Source organism: Pseudomonas sp. 34 E 7 (assembly GCF_900005715.1).
GTDB lineage: Bacteria > Pseudomonadota > Gammaproteobacteria > Pseudomonadales > Pseudomonadaceae > Aquipseudomonas > Aquipseudomonas orientalis_A.
Genome location: NZ_CVTX01000140.1, coordinates 1 through 16,807 on the forward strand (window position 1 = coordinate 1; position 16,807 = coordinate 16,807).

General features: G+C 61.2%; 7 protein-coding genes. 4 read left to right on the plus strand and 3 right to left on the minus strand.

Going from position 1 to position 16,807, the window contains the following annotated elements:
- From BFP96_RS13320 to BFP96_RS13330, 3 genes are all read right to left on the minus strand, one after another.
- On the minus strand, window positions 1-2,549 hold a 2,549-nt coding region (locus BFP96_RS13320), incomplete at its 3' end, for a SpvB/TcaC N-terminal domain-containing protein (RefSeq protein ID WP_305885257.1).
- Window positions 2,546-7,360 (minus strand): Tc toxin subunit A-related protein, encoded by a 4,815-nt coding sequence (locus BFP96_RS13325; RefSeq protein ID WP_065936388.1) that lies wholly within the window; start codon window positions 7,358-7,360, stop codon window positions 2,546-2,548. The genes BFP96_RS13320 and BFP96_RS13325, both read right to left, overlap by 4 nt.
- Window positions 7,361-7,362: 2 nt before the next feature.
- On the minus strand, window positions 7,363-10,185 hold the full coding sequence (locus tag BFP96_RS13330) for a Tc toxin subunit A (RefSeq protein WP_065936389.1): 2,823 nt from the start codon (window positions 10,183-10,185) through the stop codon (window positions 7,363-7,365).
- Window positions 10,186-10,369: 184 nt separating this feature from the next.
- Between BFP96_RS13330 and BFP96_RS13335 the strand changes: the two genes are divergently transcribed.
- The 4 genes from BFP96_RS13335 (at window position 10,370) to BFP96_RS13350 (ending at window position 16,783) form a co-directional block, all read left to right on the plus strand.
- Entirely contained in the window at window positions 10,370-13,276 is a 2,907-nt protein-coding gene (locus tag BFP96_RS13335) for an RHS repeat-associated core domain-containing protein (protein ID WP_065936400.1), read from the plus strand.
- Between the two features lie 131 nt (window positions 13,277-13,407).
- Window positions 13,408-14,349: an oxygen-dependent tRNA uridine(34) hydroxylase TrhO gene (locus tag BFP96_RS13340; RefSeq protein WP_065936390.1), complete on the plus strand. Its 942-nt coding sequence runs from the start codon at window positions 13,408-13,410 to the stop codon at window positions 14,347-14,349.
- A 3-nt stretch (window positions 14,350-14,352) separates the two neighbouring features.
- Complete coding sequence (locus BFP96_RS13345) at window positions 14,353-14,991, plus strand: DsbA family protein (RefSeq protein WP_065895479.1); 639 nt, start codon at window positions 14,353-14,355, stop codon at window positions 14,989-14,991.
- Between the two features lie 7 nt (window positions 14,992-14,998).
- Entirely contained in the window at window positions 14,999-16,783 is a 1,785-nt protein-coding gene (locus BFP96_RS13350) for an ABC transporter ATP-binding protein (protein ID WP_163001570.1), read from the plus strand.
- Window positions 16,784-16,807: the final 24 nt, after the last annotated feature.

Genomic DNA, 16,807 nt, shown 5'->3' on the forward strand with positions numbered 1-16,807 from the left:
CTGTAGCGGCTGACCAGCGTGCGGCCGAGGGGCTTGGCGTGCGGGTCGTGCGTGCTGCGGCCGAGGCAGGGCATGTCAAGGGATCGTCCGGTATGGAACCAGGTCTTGCTGAGCAAGGGTGCGCTGGAGCCCGGCGTGAGGGGGGCGTCCTTGGGGTTGTCGGTGTCGGTTTGCAGCAACAGCCCGAAGCCACGGAACTCGCGGTCCACACGGTCGTAATACGCCTGGCGGTAGCTCATGCGGCGGGTCAACTGGTTGCCGGTAATTTCATCGCGCTGGGTGTGTTGGCTGGCCAGCAGCAGCGCAAAGGGTAACTGGCTGATCGCGGGTTGGCCCTGGGCCTGCAGCTCGCGTTTTTCGTCCAGCCACTCCTGGGCACTGCTTCGATATTTGATCGACGCCTGGGCGCCCATGTTGTTGTCGGTGCGTGTGAGCAGCCAGGGCTTGTGGTTGAAAAAGTCGTAGCGCCAATGAACCGGGGTCTGATGGACAGCCGTCAGGATCAGGCTCGGACAGCCCAGGCCGAGCACATCGACGACGCTGACCTGGCAGTGATCGTCGTACTGCACGCCTTTTGGCCACGGGACTTTGATCGCCTGTGTCTCGAAACCGTTGCCGCCCTTGTTGAGGAAGATGTTCAGGTGCGTGGCGCTCAGGTACAGCAAGTCTGCCGCGCCGCCGCCGTTGAGGTCGACGAGCAGTACATGCGCCGCGTTGAACGTCTGATACCGCAACGGCAATGTGGCCAATACAAACCCCTGGCCAAAACGGCCGCGCCCCAGGTTCGGCCAGCATTTGACTTCGTTGTGGCGGATTCGCACCAGATGCTGTTGACCCGTGGCGAGTACATCGCTGAACGCCACCACTTCGTTGGGCGAAGTGGAAATGACCGGCAAGCTATCGTCAGGCCTGTGCGCCACTTCGGTGGGAGGGGCGAAGCCGGCGGGTCGGCGATTTTCATACAGGCGCACGCTGCGCGGGCCGATCATCGCAAAGTCATGACGGCCTGCCCCCATCAGGTCGGCGAGCAGGCCCTGGGCGTGGAAGAACTCCGAGGGGAAGGCATCGAACGGCGTATAGGCTGACCAGTTGCGCTGTTCGTCCAGGCTGAAAAAACCATGCATTCCGGGACCCGCCACCAACCAGTCCAGACGCCCATCGCCATCCACATCGGCCAGCGCCTGGTGCACGGGCCGGGTGCTGTCGGCGACCGGCACGCGGGTCAACTCCAGCGCCGCGCCGTAGCTCACCTCGTCGCCGGTGCGTGGCTGCTGCGGTCTCAGCGGCTCATGGTAATACCAGCTTTTGTCTACGTGGTACAACACACCGGGCAGGCCTTCGCCATACAGGTCCACCAGTTGATAACGCACGCCGTCATGCAGCCTGGGCAATGCACTGAATGCCTGGTAGCGGCTCGGATCGACCTTGAGCTGGCTCGTCTGGTAAAAGCACTCCAGCGGCGGGCGGCTCACGCAATTGCCCGCGCTGTCGTAGGCCTGCTCATGGACCGCGCTCAGCAGGCTGACATGGCTGGAGGTGCGGTATTCCAGGAGCAGGCGCTTGACCAGCACCGGGTCGGCGCCCATTCGCGCTTCTTTGGGGAAGTGGTGAAACATCAGGATCTGGCTGCAACGGCGCAGGGTGCGTAACTCAAATCCGTAGGCAAAATCCGAGCAAGGGTCTTGCCGTGCCGGCCAGTCGCGGATTTTGCGATACGTCGGCCGTTGATCCAGTTCAAGGGCGCGTTCGCCGTAATCGAACAGCAATTGAAAGTGCCAGCCCCTGTCCGGTTTATCGTCGGTCTGCCAGAGGTAAAGCTGCTCCTGCTCCCTGGCGCTGAAGTTGGCATAGCAGACACTGTCCAGGTAATGCCGGGCGCGGCAGTCCCTGGGGTAGCGCGTGGTGTCGGTTTCTTTGGTGTAGTGATAATAAATGTGCTCGCCGTGGGCATTCAGGCTTTCCTGCAACAACCATTGCGCCACATGCTGCGCCTGGTCCGGATCGGCAATCCGGGCCAGCGGGGTTTTTCCGTAGAAGTGCTGACTGCCATCGGCAGCGCGCAGCAACCAGAAGCCCGCCGTGTCGGTTGCCGATTGCCAGTGTTCGATACGGTCGAAGCGGGTTTCGACCCTGGGGAAGTGGCGGGTAACCGTATACGCGCGCGGCAGTGGCAAGCCATTGAAGGATGTAAGGGGGCTGCTGATGATCGCTCCCTCGGCGTCGCGTTCCGGCAGCCAGATTTGCCCGTCGGGGCCCACAAACGCATCGTCCATTGTGTACCCCGGCACGCCATGGGAGGTGCGTCGGCTGACGGCGCCCAGGTGCACGCCCCAGCCCAGGCCGAAGGGACCGTTACCGGCGCCGCTCTGGTAGGTCAGCGACAGGGCTGGCGTATAGCCGCGCGCGGGCGAAATCGGCAACGCAATCTCAAGGCTTGCCGTACCACTGGAACCGATATCGCCCCAGCCCTTGCCGGTGCCCTGGATAGCGGCACCGCCCTTGGGCATTGCCGGGGTATTGACCTGCAGGTTGTGAGTGGCGTCGCTCATGCCTGGCCCCCGCCGGCAGCGGCCGCCCTGGCGGTGTAGCGCAGGTGAATGACAATATCGTTGATGGATTCCAGCACGGCTTTCTGCCGGTCCGGGTTGGGAAACTCCAGGGTCCAGTCGGAAATGGCCCCGGTGTATTCGAACGGCAAGTAACGCTCGTTGCTGTCGAACGTGAGGGGGAACAGGCCGTTGTCGTCCAGCCCGGTGGAAAGGGCGATTTGCTGATGGGCACGCATGTCCGTGCGCAGCTCGCCCGTGGGCAGTTCGATGTCGTTGCGGGTCTGGGTCAGTATCGCCTTGATGTCTTCATAGGGGCCCAGCGTCGCGGGCAACGATACGCTGATGCCTTTGATCCGGCGCAGGATGTGCCGGGGGTAATCCTCCTCAAACAGGGCGGCGGGCAATTTGAAGCAGAGCCTGCCTTTGCTGACCAGTTGCAGTTTGAGACGTGTCCATTTGTCTTCAGGACCGGAGGGCGGCGTCTGGAAGGTGCCGGGTGAGGCGACCTCGCACTCGTTCAGGCGGTGACGCAGTGAAATGGTTTTGACGATCTCCAGGTCCCGCACGTTATGGTTCAAATAGGCCGTGTTCATGTTCAACAACGACAGCTTCAGCGCTTCGCCCGCCAGATAGCCACGGTAGTTGTTGTTCCAGGCGCCGGGCTGGATAAACGTGCGCTCATGGTCGGCTATCTCGTACTGCCAGCACGCCTGGGCGGTGCGGCACAGGGAGAGGCCAAGGTCATAGAGCTGATAGTAGAACTTGCTCAACTGGGCATTGAGCCAGTCATACAGCTGCGCCTTGGAAAAGCGCTTGGCCAGCAATTGATAGGTCGACCAGGCCTGGGCCAGGGAGGTCTCGGCCAGGCGCAATTGCAGGCGCGTGGCTTTTTCCTGCTCGGCATAGGCTTGTAGTTGGGCATCGACTTGGGCCAGTTCGAGTCGGGCCTGATCCTGGGCATGGGCCCACTCCTGCGCCCGGCGGTTGAATTGCTCGGAGCGATCCAGGTCGGCGGCGTCGCCACGCAGCGCGGTGGCAGCGCCCTGGGCCAAGGCTTGGGCGGCATAGAACGGCCCTTCCCAGCGCGAGCCGCCGACACTGGTGCCGAAGATATTCGGCGCCACCATCGCGATGCCGGCCCCTACGGCGGCGGCCGAAGCAGCGGTGTCGAACCCGCTGCTGAGCAGGTAGAGCCAGCCGGCGTGGGACTCCCCGGCGCTGATGCCTTCGGTGAGCTGGTGTGCGTAGTAGTGCATCCGCGACTCGATCATGCGGCGACTGGCGTCGAGTGCTTCCCGGTTCTTCCCGTCGATCTGCAACGCCTGGGTCTGCTGGGTCACGACGATGTTGGCCAGGTCCCACGCTTGTTGTTGCTGTAACTCCAGATATTCCGCCTGTTCCTTGCGTTCAATCAGGCTCAGCAGCGTATTGCCGAGTTGGATCACCGCTTCGGTGGCCGTGAGCGCGTGGCCCAGCATGACCTGGAAGCGATAATGGCCGACCTGCGCGTCCATGAACGGCGCTGCCGCGCTTTCGCTGAAAGCCCCTTTGCCCTGGCTGGCCAATAACTTCAGAGGCGACAGCGGGGCCGCGTAGAGCGCCAGGCGCAAGGGTCTGCCGGTGATGTCAAGATTGTGCCGCAGGTTATGCAGACGGCTTTCGAGCTTGTCCCAGCGCGCCACCAGCTCGGTGTTGAAAGGCAGGCACAGGTTGTCGGTGTCCGTCAGCGAAGCCGGTGCATCGCCTTCGACCGACAGGTTGATGTCCACGGTGGGGTGGGTTTGCTCAAGTCTTTTCAGCGCTTGAGAACCCTGCGTTGCCAACGTGGCAAGGGTGATTTGCGCCCAGGGTTCAGCGGTGGTGACCCTGGGGCGTGGGCCAAGGAAATGGTGGGCTCGGGTGTACCAGAGCTTGGCTTGGGTCAGGCTGTCCGGGGTGAGCTGGCGATACTCCGCATCGCCGCGATTGATCAGGATGTCCAGGTAAAACAGGTAGATCGCCTTGCGAAAATACACGGGGGCGCGTGTCGCCAGTTCGTGGGGATCGTGGCTGGTGTGACCGGGCAGGCGTTCTTCACGGGCGAGTTCGCGCAATCCCCAAAAGGCGGGCCGGTCGTTGGAGGTATCGGCTGCTCGCCCCGGATCGAACAGGTAGCTGATCCAGGTCTGCGCTTCGACATACTGCTGCTCCTGATTCAGGCGATGGGCGATCAGCCAGGGCACGTACAGGAACAGCTCCCAGAAGTACTTGCCGTTGGCCCCCCGGAAGTCAATGCCTTGCGCTTTACCCTCGGGGGTGAGTGGAGGTTCTTGCCAGGTTTCTGGCGTTAACGAGAACAGGTGTTCAAGGCTGACATTTGCCGCCTGCACCAGCTTTGCGGCAAAGCAGGTATTCATGCGCAGGGTGGCGGGCAGGCCGGCGGGCAGGCTTGCCCCGCTATTGGAGAAGTCGATGAATTCAGCGGTGCCGATTCTGTCCGACTCAAGCCTTCTGATCGTCGGCGCCAGTTGCGGGTTGAGCATGGGCTCAGAAGCCGATGTTGTCAGTTTCAGGACCGCCGTATTCAACGCATAGCCGAGGATTTTCGTGCCGTCTTTCTCGGGCTCAAGGGTGACCACGCCATGGATCAGGGTGAGGCCGGAGGTCATCTGCTCCTGTGTCACCGGAATGCGCGTCGTGACCCGATGCCCGGCCGGTAATTCGGCACTCGATCCGGTGAGGCTTTCGTGCGCCGTGTCCTGGAAGTTGATGATGCGATGAGAATTGGCGTTAATGGTCTCGGTAAAGGGGTAGTCTTTGAAGTTCGCACTCATGATGACGTGTTTAAAGGCGCGCAAGTGGGGCGTGGTCACTTTTGCCTTTTTGGTCAGCAACACATTCTGTGAATGCAGCTTGTTGATTTTATTCTCGGGCTCGGAAAAAGCGCCGTAACGGTTAAGGGTGAAATCGAAGAGTTTGTTTGTGTATAAATTGACGAAGGCGTCTTTTTCGATGAAATGACCTTCCAACAATAGGGTGTCTGGCTCTGTTGCGGTTGTTATATGAGTAAACAATGCGCCGTCAGCATGATGTACAGCATTGGGGAACTCTTCCTGCGTGATCGAATTTCTAAAATACAGTGCGTAAAAGTTGGTTTTCAACGCTGTCGATACACCGGTAATTTTAGACCCCTTGCTCAGTTTAAGCTGAGTCGTTGTCGGGTCATCCAGCGCATCATGGGTGATCAGCGTAATGGTCGCACCCTGCAGTTTGTTTATTGTGACGGTGTACGGCTGCTGGAAGCGGTCACTGAGTGTCGAAGAGAACACGAGTTCATGGGTGTTTGAATCAAAAAAAACCTGAGTGCGGTCGGTGTCCTTTATTTTTGCCTGGTTGTTTTCATGGTTCCAATGCGCCTTGTCCGGGAAAATCTTTTGCGATGCTATGGAAATAGTGTAGTCGGGCGTGGGCGTTATTTTGAACTGCAGGTTGCCCTGGTTCTTGTGCGCAAAGAGCGCGAGAAAGTGCCGGGCGCTGTCAGGCAGCAATTCGCTGTAATAACCGTTGGGACTGTGCGTCTGGCCCTTGAGTATGGCCTGCACTTTGGTCTTCTGGGACGGATCGAAGGGTTCCAGCAGTCGGTTTATTTCTTCGTCCACGTCTGAGTCGGGCAGCACGCTGTAGCGCTCGGGGCTACCGCCATCGGCGACGGTGGTGATGTTGAAAGACTGGTCGATATGCACGGCCTGGAAGAATTTGCCGATGAAATTATCCTGCTGTTTGGGATCTTTGCGGCTGGTGGCGAGGACACTTAAAAAAAGCGCAGGGGTGCTGTTGTCATCAACGATCGCCACCGTTTGCGTAATGCTTTTGAGGAGCTCGGAGGTCGAGGCGTTGACGTCTTCGGTCGCGCAGTATTTCTCAATGCACGCCTGGGGTGCGCTCCAACTGCCATCGTGTTTTTCATACGAGAAATTGAGCCGGAATTGGACGTAGTGGGTATTGATCCAGTCGGCCAGGAGTTCCTTTTTCTCTGAATCCCATCGCGCCGGCTTGAACGAACTGCTTGGGGTGGGTTTGATGCACTCGGCCCAGATGAAAAATAGTCGGCTATTGAAATACACCGGTCGGATGCTTTGCTCGGCGGTAGCGTCGGAGACCGACAGGTTGATTTTTTTCCAGTCCGACCAGGCGTCCTGCAACAGCACCGCGCCGGCGCGCCTGGACAGGTCCAGGGAGCGCCAGTAATAGGTGTTCCCGGAGCTCGATTTGCCGATGAAGTAATAAGTGCCGCGATGCAGGTTGCTCAAGTCTGCGTCGATATAGCCGTTGATCGTGCGTATGTTGGCGGTTTCCTCGAACCGGGCCAGGTAACTCTGAACCGCCGTGACGACGGCGTCGGCTTGAATTCGGTATTGGCTGAGATCGTTTTCCAACTGTTGAAAACTGTCGGTCTTGTCACGCCGTAACGTCGGGTCCAGATAGTTGGCCGGGTGGTAGCGCAATTGCTGGCTGGCATTCCAGAGCGGGTAGCTGTGCAATTGTTCGCGCCAGACCTTGCTCTGTTGCGCGGTCATGCCCTGATGTTCATAGCCCGGCTCAAGGCCCAGTTGAATACGGGTGATGTATTGCTGCAGGCTGGAAACGGCACAGGCGACCGGGCTGGTCGGCACGGCCTGGCTGACTTGCACGTCGAGTAACCAATACGCGTAAAGGTCATCGGCCGTGCTGAGTCTGGCTTTGAGGGCGCGAGGTACCTTATGGGTGAGGTAGTACGCGAGCATGGCGTCGCGCAGGCTTTCATTAAGCTGGTGGTCAAGCGAATGCGACATGATCAGTCCTTGAGCAGGTCAAAAGGGGACAGGGTGTCAATGGCAGAGGCATGCGCACTGGTCAGCGCCTCGCCGACGGCCTTCCATTGAGCGAACGTCGAGTCGGTTTTAAGTTGGCTGGCGGCAATCAGCTGCGTGGCGGACAGTCCGGTGGCGCTGCTGGCGTGGCGGCAGCGCAGCAGCCAGTCCAGGCGATCCATTGAGGTAATGCGGGGCGGGCTCAGCTGGCCGCTGAAAACGCCTATTTCGCTGGCACTCCAGCCACAGAGTCGGGCCAGATGCTCGTTGGTTTCGTCACTGGTGTTTTGTGCCGCGCTACTGGGCGGTGTATTGGCCAGCCTGAAGTAATCGAGAATCTGTCCTTCGGTCAGGCCGAAGCGGTCGATGCAATGGTTGAACTGCTGCATGAGGTAGAGGGTGTGCGGCGTCAGTTCCAGTAACGAGGACGGTTGATGATCGCTGTCCAGCCAGTGCGGGTTTACCAGAAATTGATCAAGCGCCTGGCGGCTGATCGGCCATTGCAGAACATCGACGGCGTGAGGGAGCAGCAAGATCAGATAGCCGAGGGTTTGCAGCGGTGGGGCACCGGGCGCGTACAAACGCAGGAAATGCCCATGATGGTCATATTTCTGATGCCCGTTGGCGTTGCCTGGCAGTTGGGGGACGGCGTGGATGATGTCTTTGAGGCGCCCGTACAGCGCCCAGAGCTCATCACGTAGCGTGCCCACCAGGGTAAGAAGCATGGGTTTGGTTTGTTCGATGATGAGGACTCTGCGTCTGGGGGCCGTGCTGATTACAACGCCAGCCAGCACTTGATCGAGCGCCACCTCGATGGTCGTGTTCGAGCGCATCCGTTGCAGTACCTGATGGACCAGGGATCGCCAGTCAACGGCGGGCAGGCGAGGTGTTTCGTCAGAGGGTTGTCGAGGCAGTTCAAGCAGATTCAACTTTGTGGAGACGGACGCCTGATCATAGGCCGTGAACTCTTTCAACAGCAGGTTGATGGCGGGGTCCAGGACCTGCTGGTCAAGCAGTAGCTGATGCCTGAACAGTGACAGGCTGTTGCCGTTTTCCTTGAGCCAGCGGCTGGCCCACTCCAGGTGCATGAGCACATCGAGAAAGTCGGTAGCGCCTATGGCATTGCGACGCAGTGTCGGGTTGCGCAGTTGCGTGAGGACGTTGGCTTTGCCGAGCAACTGCGCCAGTTGCTGGCATTCCATGACCGACAAGCCGAACAGGCGGGCGATTCGCGCTTGTCGATACAGTGCGCTGACGGTCTCGATCGTACGCGTTGCAGGCCCATCGGCGATCAGCAGTTGCAGCGAATCCTGGGTGTCTTGCAGGCCCAGTCCGGCGCAGAGTTGTTGTGCAGTGGTGGCGTCGAACGCCTTGCCGTCCAGGTACAGGGGCGGCAAGGCGGAACCTGCGCGGTTGAACACCTGATCGAACAATGACACGCGCTCACCCGAGGCGTGAACCGGCAACTGATGGAGCCAGGCGGCAAACTCTTCGGCTTGCAAGTTGTAGCGCTTGCTCAGATGGCAAAACACCCCCAGCGCCCGAAGGGTGTTATGGGTGATCAGCAGCGCGCGGTTGTCGGCGTTTTCGCAGCGCATGGCGCTGACCAGCAAGGTGTCCAATTGTGCGAACGGCAGGCCGAGCCAGCGCTGCAGCCGGATCATCCGTTGCAGCCTGTCGAAGCGTTCCAGGCTCACGTTGACCAGCTTGGCGGGGGCCTTGTTGTCCAGGTTGATCGCGGGTGTGGGGGCCGTCGCGCCATTGATGTAACAGGCACCGTAAGTGAGCCCGGTGTCCTGCTTGCAGTAAGGCGATTTGCGCGGTGTTTGTGTCTGTAGCGCCAACAGCGCTTGAAGTTGTTCGGCGTCCAGTTGCGTAGGGTGCAGAAAGTCAGTGACGTTTTCCGGGCCCTGTGCGGCCGTCCAGTTGAAGTACGTCCGATAGAACGTCTGGGCATCCTGCGCCGAGGCCAAGTCACTTTTGAGCATCGCCTGTTGTTCAGGGCTCAGCCCCGATAACAGACATTGAACCTCGTGATTGTGGGTAACGACTTGCCCGTAAGTGCTGGTTTCTGCGGCCAGGGGCAACTGGCGACTGATGCGATAGTTCAACTCACCCAACATGGGCCTGTCGCCCGACAAGCCCAGCCGGCATTGCTGGTGGTGAAAATGATACGGCAGTGAAAAGGGGTACCAGGTTTTGCTCAGTCGTGTGTAGGTGTCGTTGTCGTTGGCACCGGCGATATTGCGCAGCAAGGTGTGATTGATGATCGACAGCATGGGCACCTGGCCCGCGACGCTGTGTGGGTCGATCAACAGATCCTGCAGGTCCGCGCGGCGCTCGGCCAGCTTGACCGCGTCCGCCCCCTTGGCATTCTGTTCCAGTTGCAGGGCGAACAGATAAAGCGCGCGCAGGTAGGCGGCCGGCGAATCGATGGCGGCAATGGACGAACTGGCGCAGAACTGTTCGCGGTTTTCCTTGAACAACGCCTGGTAGGTGGCACCGTCTTGAGCGGCGACATCGCGTTTATCGCGCCGGGAAGGGCGGTCCGACGAGACTTGCTGTTCGCGAAACACGCTTTCCAGTTGCGCAGCAGCGCTGCGAGCCTTGAGGTACACCGCGTGGGCATCGTCGTCGTTGCAGGTGGCCAGTTGCTCTGCAAAGGCCTTTTCGCCGAGTCGCACAATGTCGAATACCGAGTGAATGGCGAGGCGCTGCAGCGCGCTGTTGAAATCGTCCCGACCGGGGGCGGGAGGGCGTGAGTGATCAATCAATTGAGCGAGCAAGGAGCTGCTGTCGGCTTGCATATTCGTACGTTCCTTCACGCCCGCCGATGGGTCCGGCGGGCAATGAAAAACGCTATCACGCAGATTGACGGGGCCAGGTATAGGTATTTACAGGCATCGCCGGCACCCATACGCCGATACCACCTTTATCCACCGCATCAAGCCCAGGCTTTGCCGACCTTTGTGCCATTGAGGTCATGTGATCATGTCTGCTTCGCTTCATCGAAATACGCCCTCGCTCGCGGCATTCGACCCCCGTGGGTTGACCGTGCGCAACGTCGCTTACCTGCGCGCAACCCCCCAGGCGGCGCCAACGGCCCGTGTCATGCGCCAGGTGTTTGGGGCCAGCGGTCTGCTGCTGCAGCAGTGGGACGCGCGCCTGCATGCGCTTAAATTGAGCGAGCCCGCCACCGAGGCCAACCAGGTGTCGGTGTACAGCCTGTCCGGTGCGCTGGTGCGCCGCAACGATGTGGACGCCGGTATGCGGCTGTTGCTGGCAGCGCCATCCGGGCAACTGTTGCATGCCTGGGATGGGCGGGGTGCCTACCAGCGCCACGACTACGACGCCTTGCAGCGTCCGGTGGCAGTGTTCGAACAAGCGGCCAACGAAGCACGGCCCCGCTGTGTCGAAAGCCTGGCGTATGCCCCGCCAACCCCCGAGCACCGCGCGCTCAACCGCAGCGGCCAACTGGTCCGTCATGCCGACCCGGCGGGCACGCAGGTGTACGACGCGTACGGGATTACCGGGCAAGTGCTGCGGCAAACGCGGCGGTTTCGCGACGCGCCCGGTGAGGTGGACTGGCCGCTTGCCCAGGCCGAGCAGAACCAGCAGCTGGAAAGCGCGGGTTACACCACGCGCTGGACGTTTGATGCCCTTGGCAGCACCTTGGAACAGGTCGACGCCAAGGGAAACGGTCGGCACTTTGCCTATGGTCTGGACGGACAGGCCACACATATTCACCTCACTTTGAAAAGTGGCGTGCGCAAGACCGTCATCGAACGCTACGACTACAATTCCGCAGGCGAAGTGGAGACGGCCCTGCTGGGCAATGGCGTGAGCAGCCTCGCCACCTATCGGCCCGAGGACGGCCGTATGCGCCGGCTGATGGCGTACCGCAAAAACGCGCCGGCGGCCCCCTTGCAGGACCTGAGCTACGCCTATGATCCCGTGGGCAATGTTTCAAACCTGCTCGATCAGGCGCAACCGACCCAATGGAGCCACAACACGCAAGTGCAGGCTGCCTGCCGCTATGAATACGACTCGCTGTACCAACTGACCCAGGCGACGGGCCGGGAAAGTGCCGGCGCCGCCATTGGCCCGGCGCTGCCCGCGCGTATTTCGTTCGGTTCGACCGATGCCGCTTTATGGCGCAACTACACCCAGCACTATGCCTATGACGAGGGGGGCAACCTGACCCGGCTGCGCCATGTGCCGTCCAGTGGTGTCGGCTACACCCGCGTCATGCAGGTGGCGACGGGCAGTAACCGTGCGTTGTCGAGCGAGCTTGCGCCAACCGAAGGGGCGCAAGGCTTTGACGCCAATGGCAATCAGAAACAGCTGGGGCGCGGCCAGCCCATGGTGTGGAACGTGCGTAATCAGCTGGCCAGGGTCACCTCCATTGAGCGTGAGGGGGAGGATGCCGACGAAGAGACCTATGTGTATGCCGGTGACGGTCAGCGTGCGCTCAAACTCACTCATCAGCAGGTCGCCGGTAGCCGGCAAACGGCGCGGGTGTATTACCTGCCAGGCCTGGAACTGCGCCACCGGCCGATGCGTCGGCTGAATATCGTGCGCCTTGAGGTGGCGCGTTGCACGGTTGAGGTCCTGCAATGGGAGCTGGGACCCGATGACGGCGCTGCGCAGGAGACCCTGCGTTATTGCCTGAAGGATCAGCAATCGAGTCATGGACTGGAGCTGGGCGAAGAGGCCGAGTTATTGAGCCAGGAGAGCTATTTTCCGTACGGGGGCACCGCGTGGTGGGCGTCGCGCAACGCGGTGCAGGGCAGCGACAAAACCCGCCGATATTCAGGCAAGGAGCGTGACGTCAGCGGTTTGTATTACTACGGCTTTCGCTATTACGCCCCGTGGTTGCAGCGCTGGATAAGCCCGGACCCCGCAGGCGGCGAGGCGCAGTTGAATGCTTATCTGATGGCGTCCAACAACCCGCTCACGTTCGTCGACTCAATGGGGTTGCAGCCTGCCGCCGTGGAAAATACTCAGATACAGGGTGGCGTCGTCATCCTGCTGCTGCTGGTCTTGCTGGGCCTGGGAGCGGGGGCACTGCTGGGCAATGCGCGGCTGGGGGCGGCCGTGGGCGCTCTGGTGGGAGGCGTATTGTTTGGTGCCAGCCGCCTCAGTGCCTATCGATATAGGCAACCCCAGGCGGTGGCCAGGGCCGCGGAAGGAATCGAAGCACAGTTCGCCAGGAATATCTCGGAATTGGCGATCAATTTGGCGCAGCAGGCGCAACTGAGCCACGAAGAAACGGAGCGGCTGGTGAATTTCGCCTATGGGCGCCGTCCTGCTGAAGGCGGCATGTCGCTTTATGTTTATACAACCCAGGGGGCCAGCTACGGCTATGCGGGGCCGGTGGACCAACCGGGGGAAGTCGAAAGCGTGCTCGCGGGGCAGCGTAACCCGATACCAGAGCTCAGACGCATGGGCTACGGCGCGATTTTGCTGCGAAGTCCGAGCCGTGATCCGGCGGGCGCGAGCGGCCAGCAGGCAGGGGCAAGCGTGTTCGAGGTGGGGGAGACAACACCGGTTGTCGGCACAAGCCGCGCACGCCGTGCTCGGCAAGCCCAGGCGCAGATGCCGTTGGTGGCGTCTGCGGCGGCGAGAGCGGCTGCCCCGCAGGTGGAGTTAGATACCACAGCGCTAGCAGACACCCAACTCTCGGGCCGGGAACGCCGCAGCATTGCCCTTGCCCTCAGCCACTTGCGTCAAGGGCGTTTCGGCGCGGTTCATTGGCATGTTCATCGCGACCAACTGTGGTCCGCTGACTTGCACGGTTATGCCGCTGCTCGCGGACGCGGTGCCTATCGTTTGATGTTCAGCCACCTCGGCGGCCAGCGGTACCGAGTGGAGGGCGTACGCAACCCGCACCGCTGAGGGCACATCAGCGGCTGCGTGTCGATGCGGTGGCGGCGTGGTTTTGCTAGAATGCCCGCCGCGTCGCTTGGTCGGCGTCATTTTGCATCCGGTTCACCCCTTACGAGGGTAGCCACCTGGAGAGATTACCCATGACTCAACCTATCGTCGTGGCGGCACTGTACAAGTTCGTCACCCTTGAAGATTACGTCGCCCTGCGCGAGCCACTGTTGCAGGCGATGGTCGACAACGGCATCAAAGGCACCCTGCTGATCGCGGAAGAAGGCATCAATGGCACCGTTTCCGGCAGCCGCGAAGGCATTGACGGCCTGATGGCGTGGCTCAAGCAAGACCCGCGCATGGTCGACATTGACCACAAGGAGTCCTACTGCGACGACCAGCCGTTCTATCGCACCAAGGTCAAGCTCAAGAAAGAGATCGTGACCCTGGGCGTGGAAGGCGTGGACCCGAACAAAAAAGTCGGCACCTACGTCGACCCCAAGGATTGGAACGCGCTGATCAGTGACCCCGAAGTGCTGCTGATCGACACCCGCAACGACTACGAAGTGTCGATCGGCACCTTTGAAGGCGCGATCGACCCGAAGACCACCAGTTTTCGCGAATTCCCCGACTACATCAAAGCCAACTTCGACCCGGCCAGGCACAAGAAGGTCGCCATGTTCTGCACCGGCGGCATTCGTTGCGAGAAAGCCTCGAGCTATATGCTCAGCGAAGGCTTCGGCGAGGTCTATCATCTCAAGGGCGGTATCCTTAAATACCTCGAAGAGGTGCCGCAGGAGGAGACCAAGTGGCGGGGCGACTGCTTCGTGTTCGACAATCGCGTCACCGTGCGCCACGATTTGAGCGAAGGCGACTACGATCAATGCCATGCCTGCCGCACACCGGTCAGCGTAGAAGACCGCGCGTCCGAGCACTACGTGGCCGGCATCAGTTGTCCGCATTGCTGGGATAAGCTGCCGGAGAAAACCCGTCGCAGCGCCATCGACCGGCAGAAGCAGATCGAACTGGCGAAGGCCCGTAACATGCCGCACCCGATTGGTTTCAACTACAAGCAAACCCCTTCCGAGGCTTGAACCATGTCCGCGCGCCTGCTCTATGTAATGGACCCGATGTGTTCCTGGTGCTGGGGCTTTGCCCCGGTAGCGCAGGCGCTGGTTGAGCAGGCCCGGGCGGCCGGCGTGGAGTTGCACCTGGTGGTGGGCGGCTTGCGCACCGGCAGTGGCGCGGCGCTGGAACCGACTACGCGGCGCTATATCCTGGAGCACTGGCAGGCGGTGACCGACGCCACCGGCCAGCCGTTCAAGCGCGAGGGTGCGTTACCCGAGGGGTTTGTCTATGACACCGAGCCTGCGTGCCGCGCCCTTGTCACTGCGCGCAGCCTGGCGCCGGATTGCGCCTGGACGCTGCTGGGGCTGATCCAGCATGCATTTTATGTAGAAGGCCGCGACGTCACCTCCGCCCACGTGCTGGTGGAACTGGCCGAACAGGCCGGTATTCCGCGTATCGAGTTTGCCGGCGAGTTCGACCGTGCCGAGCAGCACGCGGCCACGGCAGCGGATTTCACCTGGGTGCAGGATTTGGGCATTGCCGGTTTCCCAACCTTGCTGGCCGAGCGCAACGGCCAATTGGCGCTGCTCACCAATGGCTACCAGCCGCTGGACGAGCTGTCACCGTTGCTCGCCCGATGGCTGGAGCGCGCTACCTGTGCGGGATGAGTCAACCATCAGCGACCGCCTGACCTGGGCGGAAATCCGCCGCCTGGCCCTGCGTCACCGCAAATCCCTGTGGATCGCCAACAGCGTCGCCGTGCTGGCGACCTTGTGCAGCGTACCTATCCCGTTGCTGTTGCCGCTGCTGGTCGACGAAGTGCTGCTGGGCCATGGCGACGCCGCACTCAAGGTGATGAACCACGCGTTGCCCCTGGGCTGGCAGAAAGCCGCCGGTTATATCGGCCTGATGCTCTTGATGACCCTGGCCCTGCGCTGCGGCGCACTGGTGTTCAACGTGGTGCAGGCGCGGCTGTTTGCGCGGCTGGCCAAGGACATTGTCTACCGCATCCGCGTGCGCCTGATCGAGCGGCTCAAGCGCATCTCCCTGGGCGAATATGAAAGCCTGGGCAGCGGCACGGTAACCACCCACCTGGTCACCGACCTGGACACCCTGGACAAATTCGTCGGCGAAACCCTCAGCCGCTTCCTGGTGGCGATGCTCACCCTGGTCGGCACGTCGGCGATTCTGGTGTGGATGCACTGGCAACTGGCGCTGCTGATCCTGCTGTTCAACCCGTTGGTGATCTACGCCACGGTGCAGTTGGGCAAGCGCGTCAAACACCTGAAAAAACTCGAAAACGACAGCACCTCGCGGTTCACCCAGGCGCTCACCGAAACCCTGGACGCCATCCAGGAAGTGCGCGCCGGCAACCGCCAGGGCTTTTTCCTCGGGCGTCTGGGCCAGCGGGCCCGGGAAGTGCGGGACTACGCCATTCACTCGCAATGGAAAACCGACGCGTCCAGCCGCGCCAGTGGTTTGCTGTTCCAGTTCGGTATCGACATCTTCCGTGCCGCCGCCATGTTGACCGTGCTGTTTTCCGACCTGTCCATCGGCCAGATGCTCGCGGTGTTCAGTTACCTGTGGTTCATGATCGGCCCGGTGGAGCAGTTGCTCAACCTGCAATACGCCTACTACGCGGCAGGCGGCGCGTTGACGCGCATCAACGAGCTGCTGGCCCGCGCCGACGAGCCGCAATACGCCGGAGGTGCGGACCCCTTCAGCGGGCGTGCGACCGTCGGTATCGAAGTGCGCGGCCTGGACTTCGGCTACGGTGACGACCTGGTGCTCGACCAATTGAACCTGGCCATCGCACCGGGGGAGAAAGTCGCGATTGTCGGCGCCAGCGGCGGCGGCAAAAGTACCCTGGTGCAACTGTTGCTGGGCCTCTATACACCGCAGGCCGGCAGCATTCGTTTTGGCGGCGCGAGTCAGCAGGAAATCGGCCTGGCGACCATCCGTGAAAACGTCGCGGTGGTACTGCAGCACCCGGCGCTGTTCAACGATACCGTGCGCGCCAACCTGACGATGGGCCGCGAGCGCACGGACCAGGCCTGCTGGCAGGCACTGGAAATCGCCCAGCTGGATGCTACCGTCAAGGCATTGCCGTTGGGCCTGGACAGCGTAGTGGGGCGTTCCGGCGTGCGTTTTTCCGGTGGTCAACGGCAACGCCTGGCCATTGCGCGCATGGTCCTGGCCGAGCCCAAGGTGGTGATTCTGGATGAAGCCACCTCGGCGCTGGACGCGGCCACCGAATACAACCTGCACCAGGCGCTGGCGCGGTTTCTCAGTGGGCGTACTACACTGATCATCGCCCACCGGCTCTCGGCAGTGAAACAGGCTGACCGTGTATTGGTGTTCGATGGCGGGCATATCGCCGAGGATGGCGACCATCAGCAGTTGATTGCCGATGGCGGGTTGTACGCCAAATTGTATGGACACCTGCAACAAGTGCGTTGATTTAGCTTAGGCTGTGCTATCGGG

Excerpts from the sequence above, each read along its gene's own strand:
- BFP96_RS13325 (WP_065936388.1), bottom strand. The coding sequence starts at position 7,360 with ATGTCGCATTCGCTTGACCACCAGCTTAATGAAAGCCTGCGCGACGCC.
- BFP96_RS13330 (WP_065936389.1), bottom strand. The coding sequence starts at position 10,185 with ATGCAAGCCGACAGCAGCTCCTTGCTCGCTCAATTGATTGATCACTCA.
- BFP96_RS13335 (WP_065936400.1), top strand. The coding sequence starts at position 10,370 with ATGTCTGCTTCGCTTCATCGAAATACGCCCTCGCTCGCGGCATTCGAC.
- BFP96_RS13340 (WP_065936390.1), top strand. The coding sequence starts at position 13,408 with ATGACTCAACCTATCGTCGTGGCGGCACTGTACAAGTTCGTCACCCTT.
- BFP96_RS13345 (WP_065895479.1), top strand. The coding sequence starts at position 14,353 with ATGTCCGCGCGCCTGCTCTATGTAATGGACCCGATGTGTTCCTGGTGC.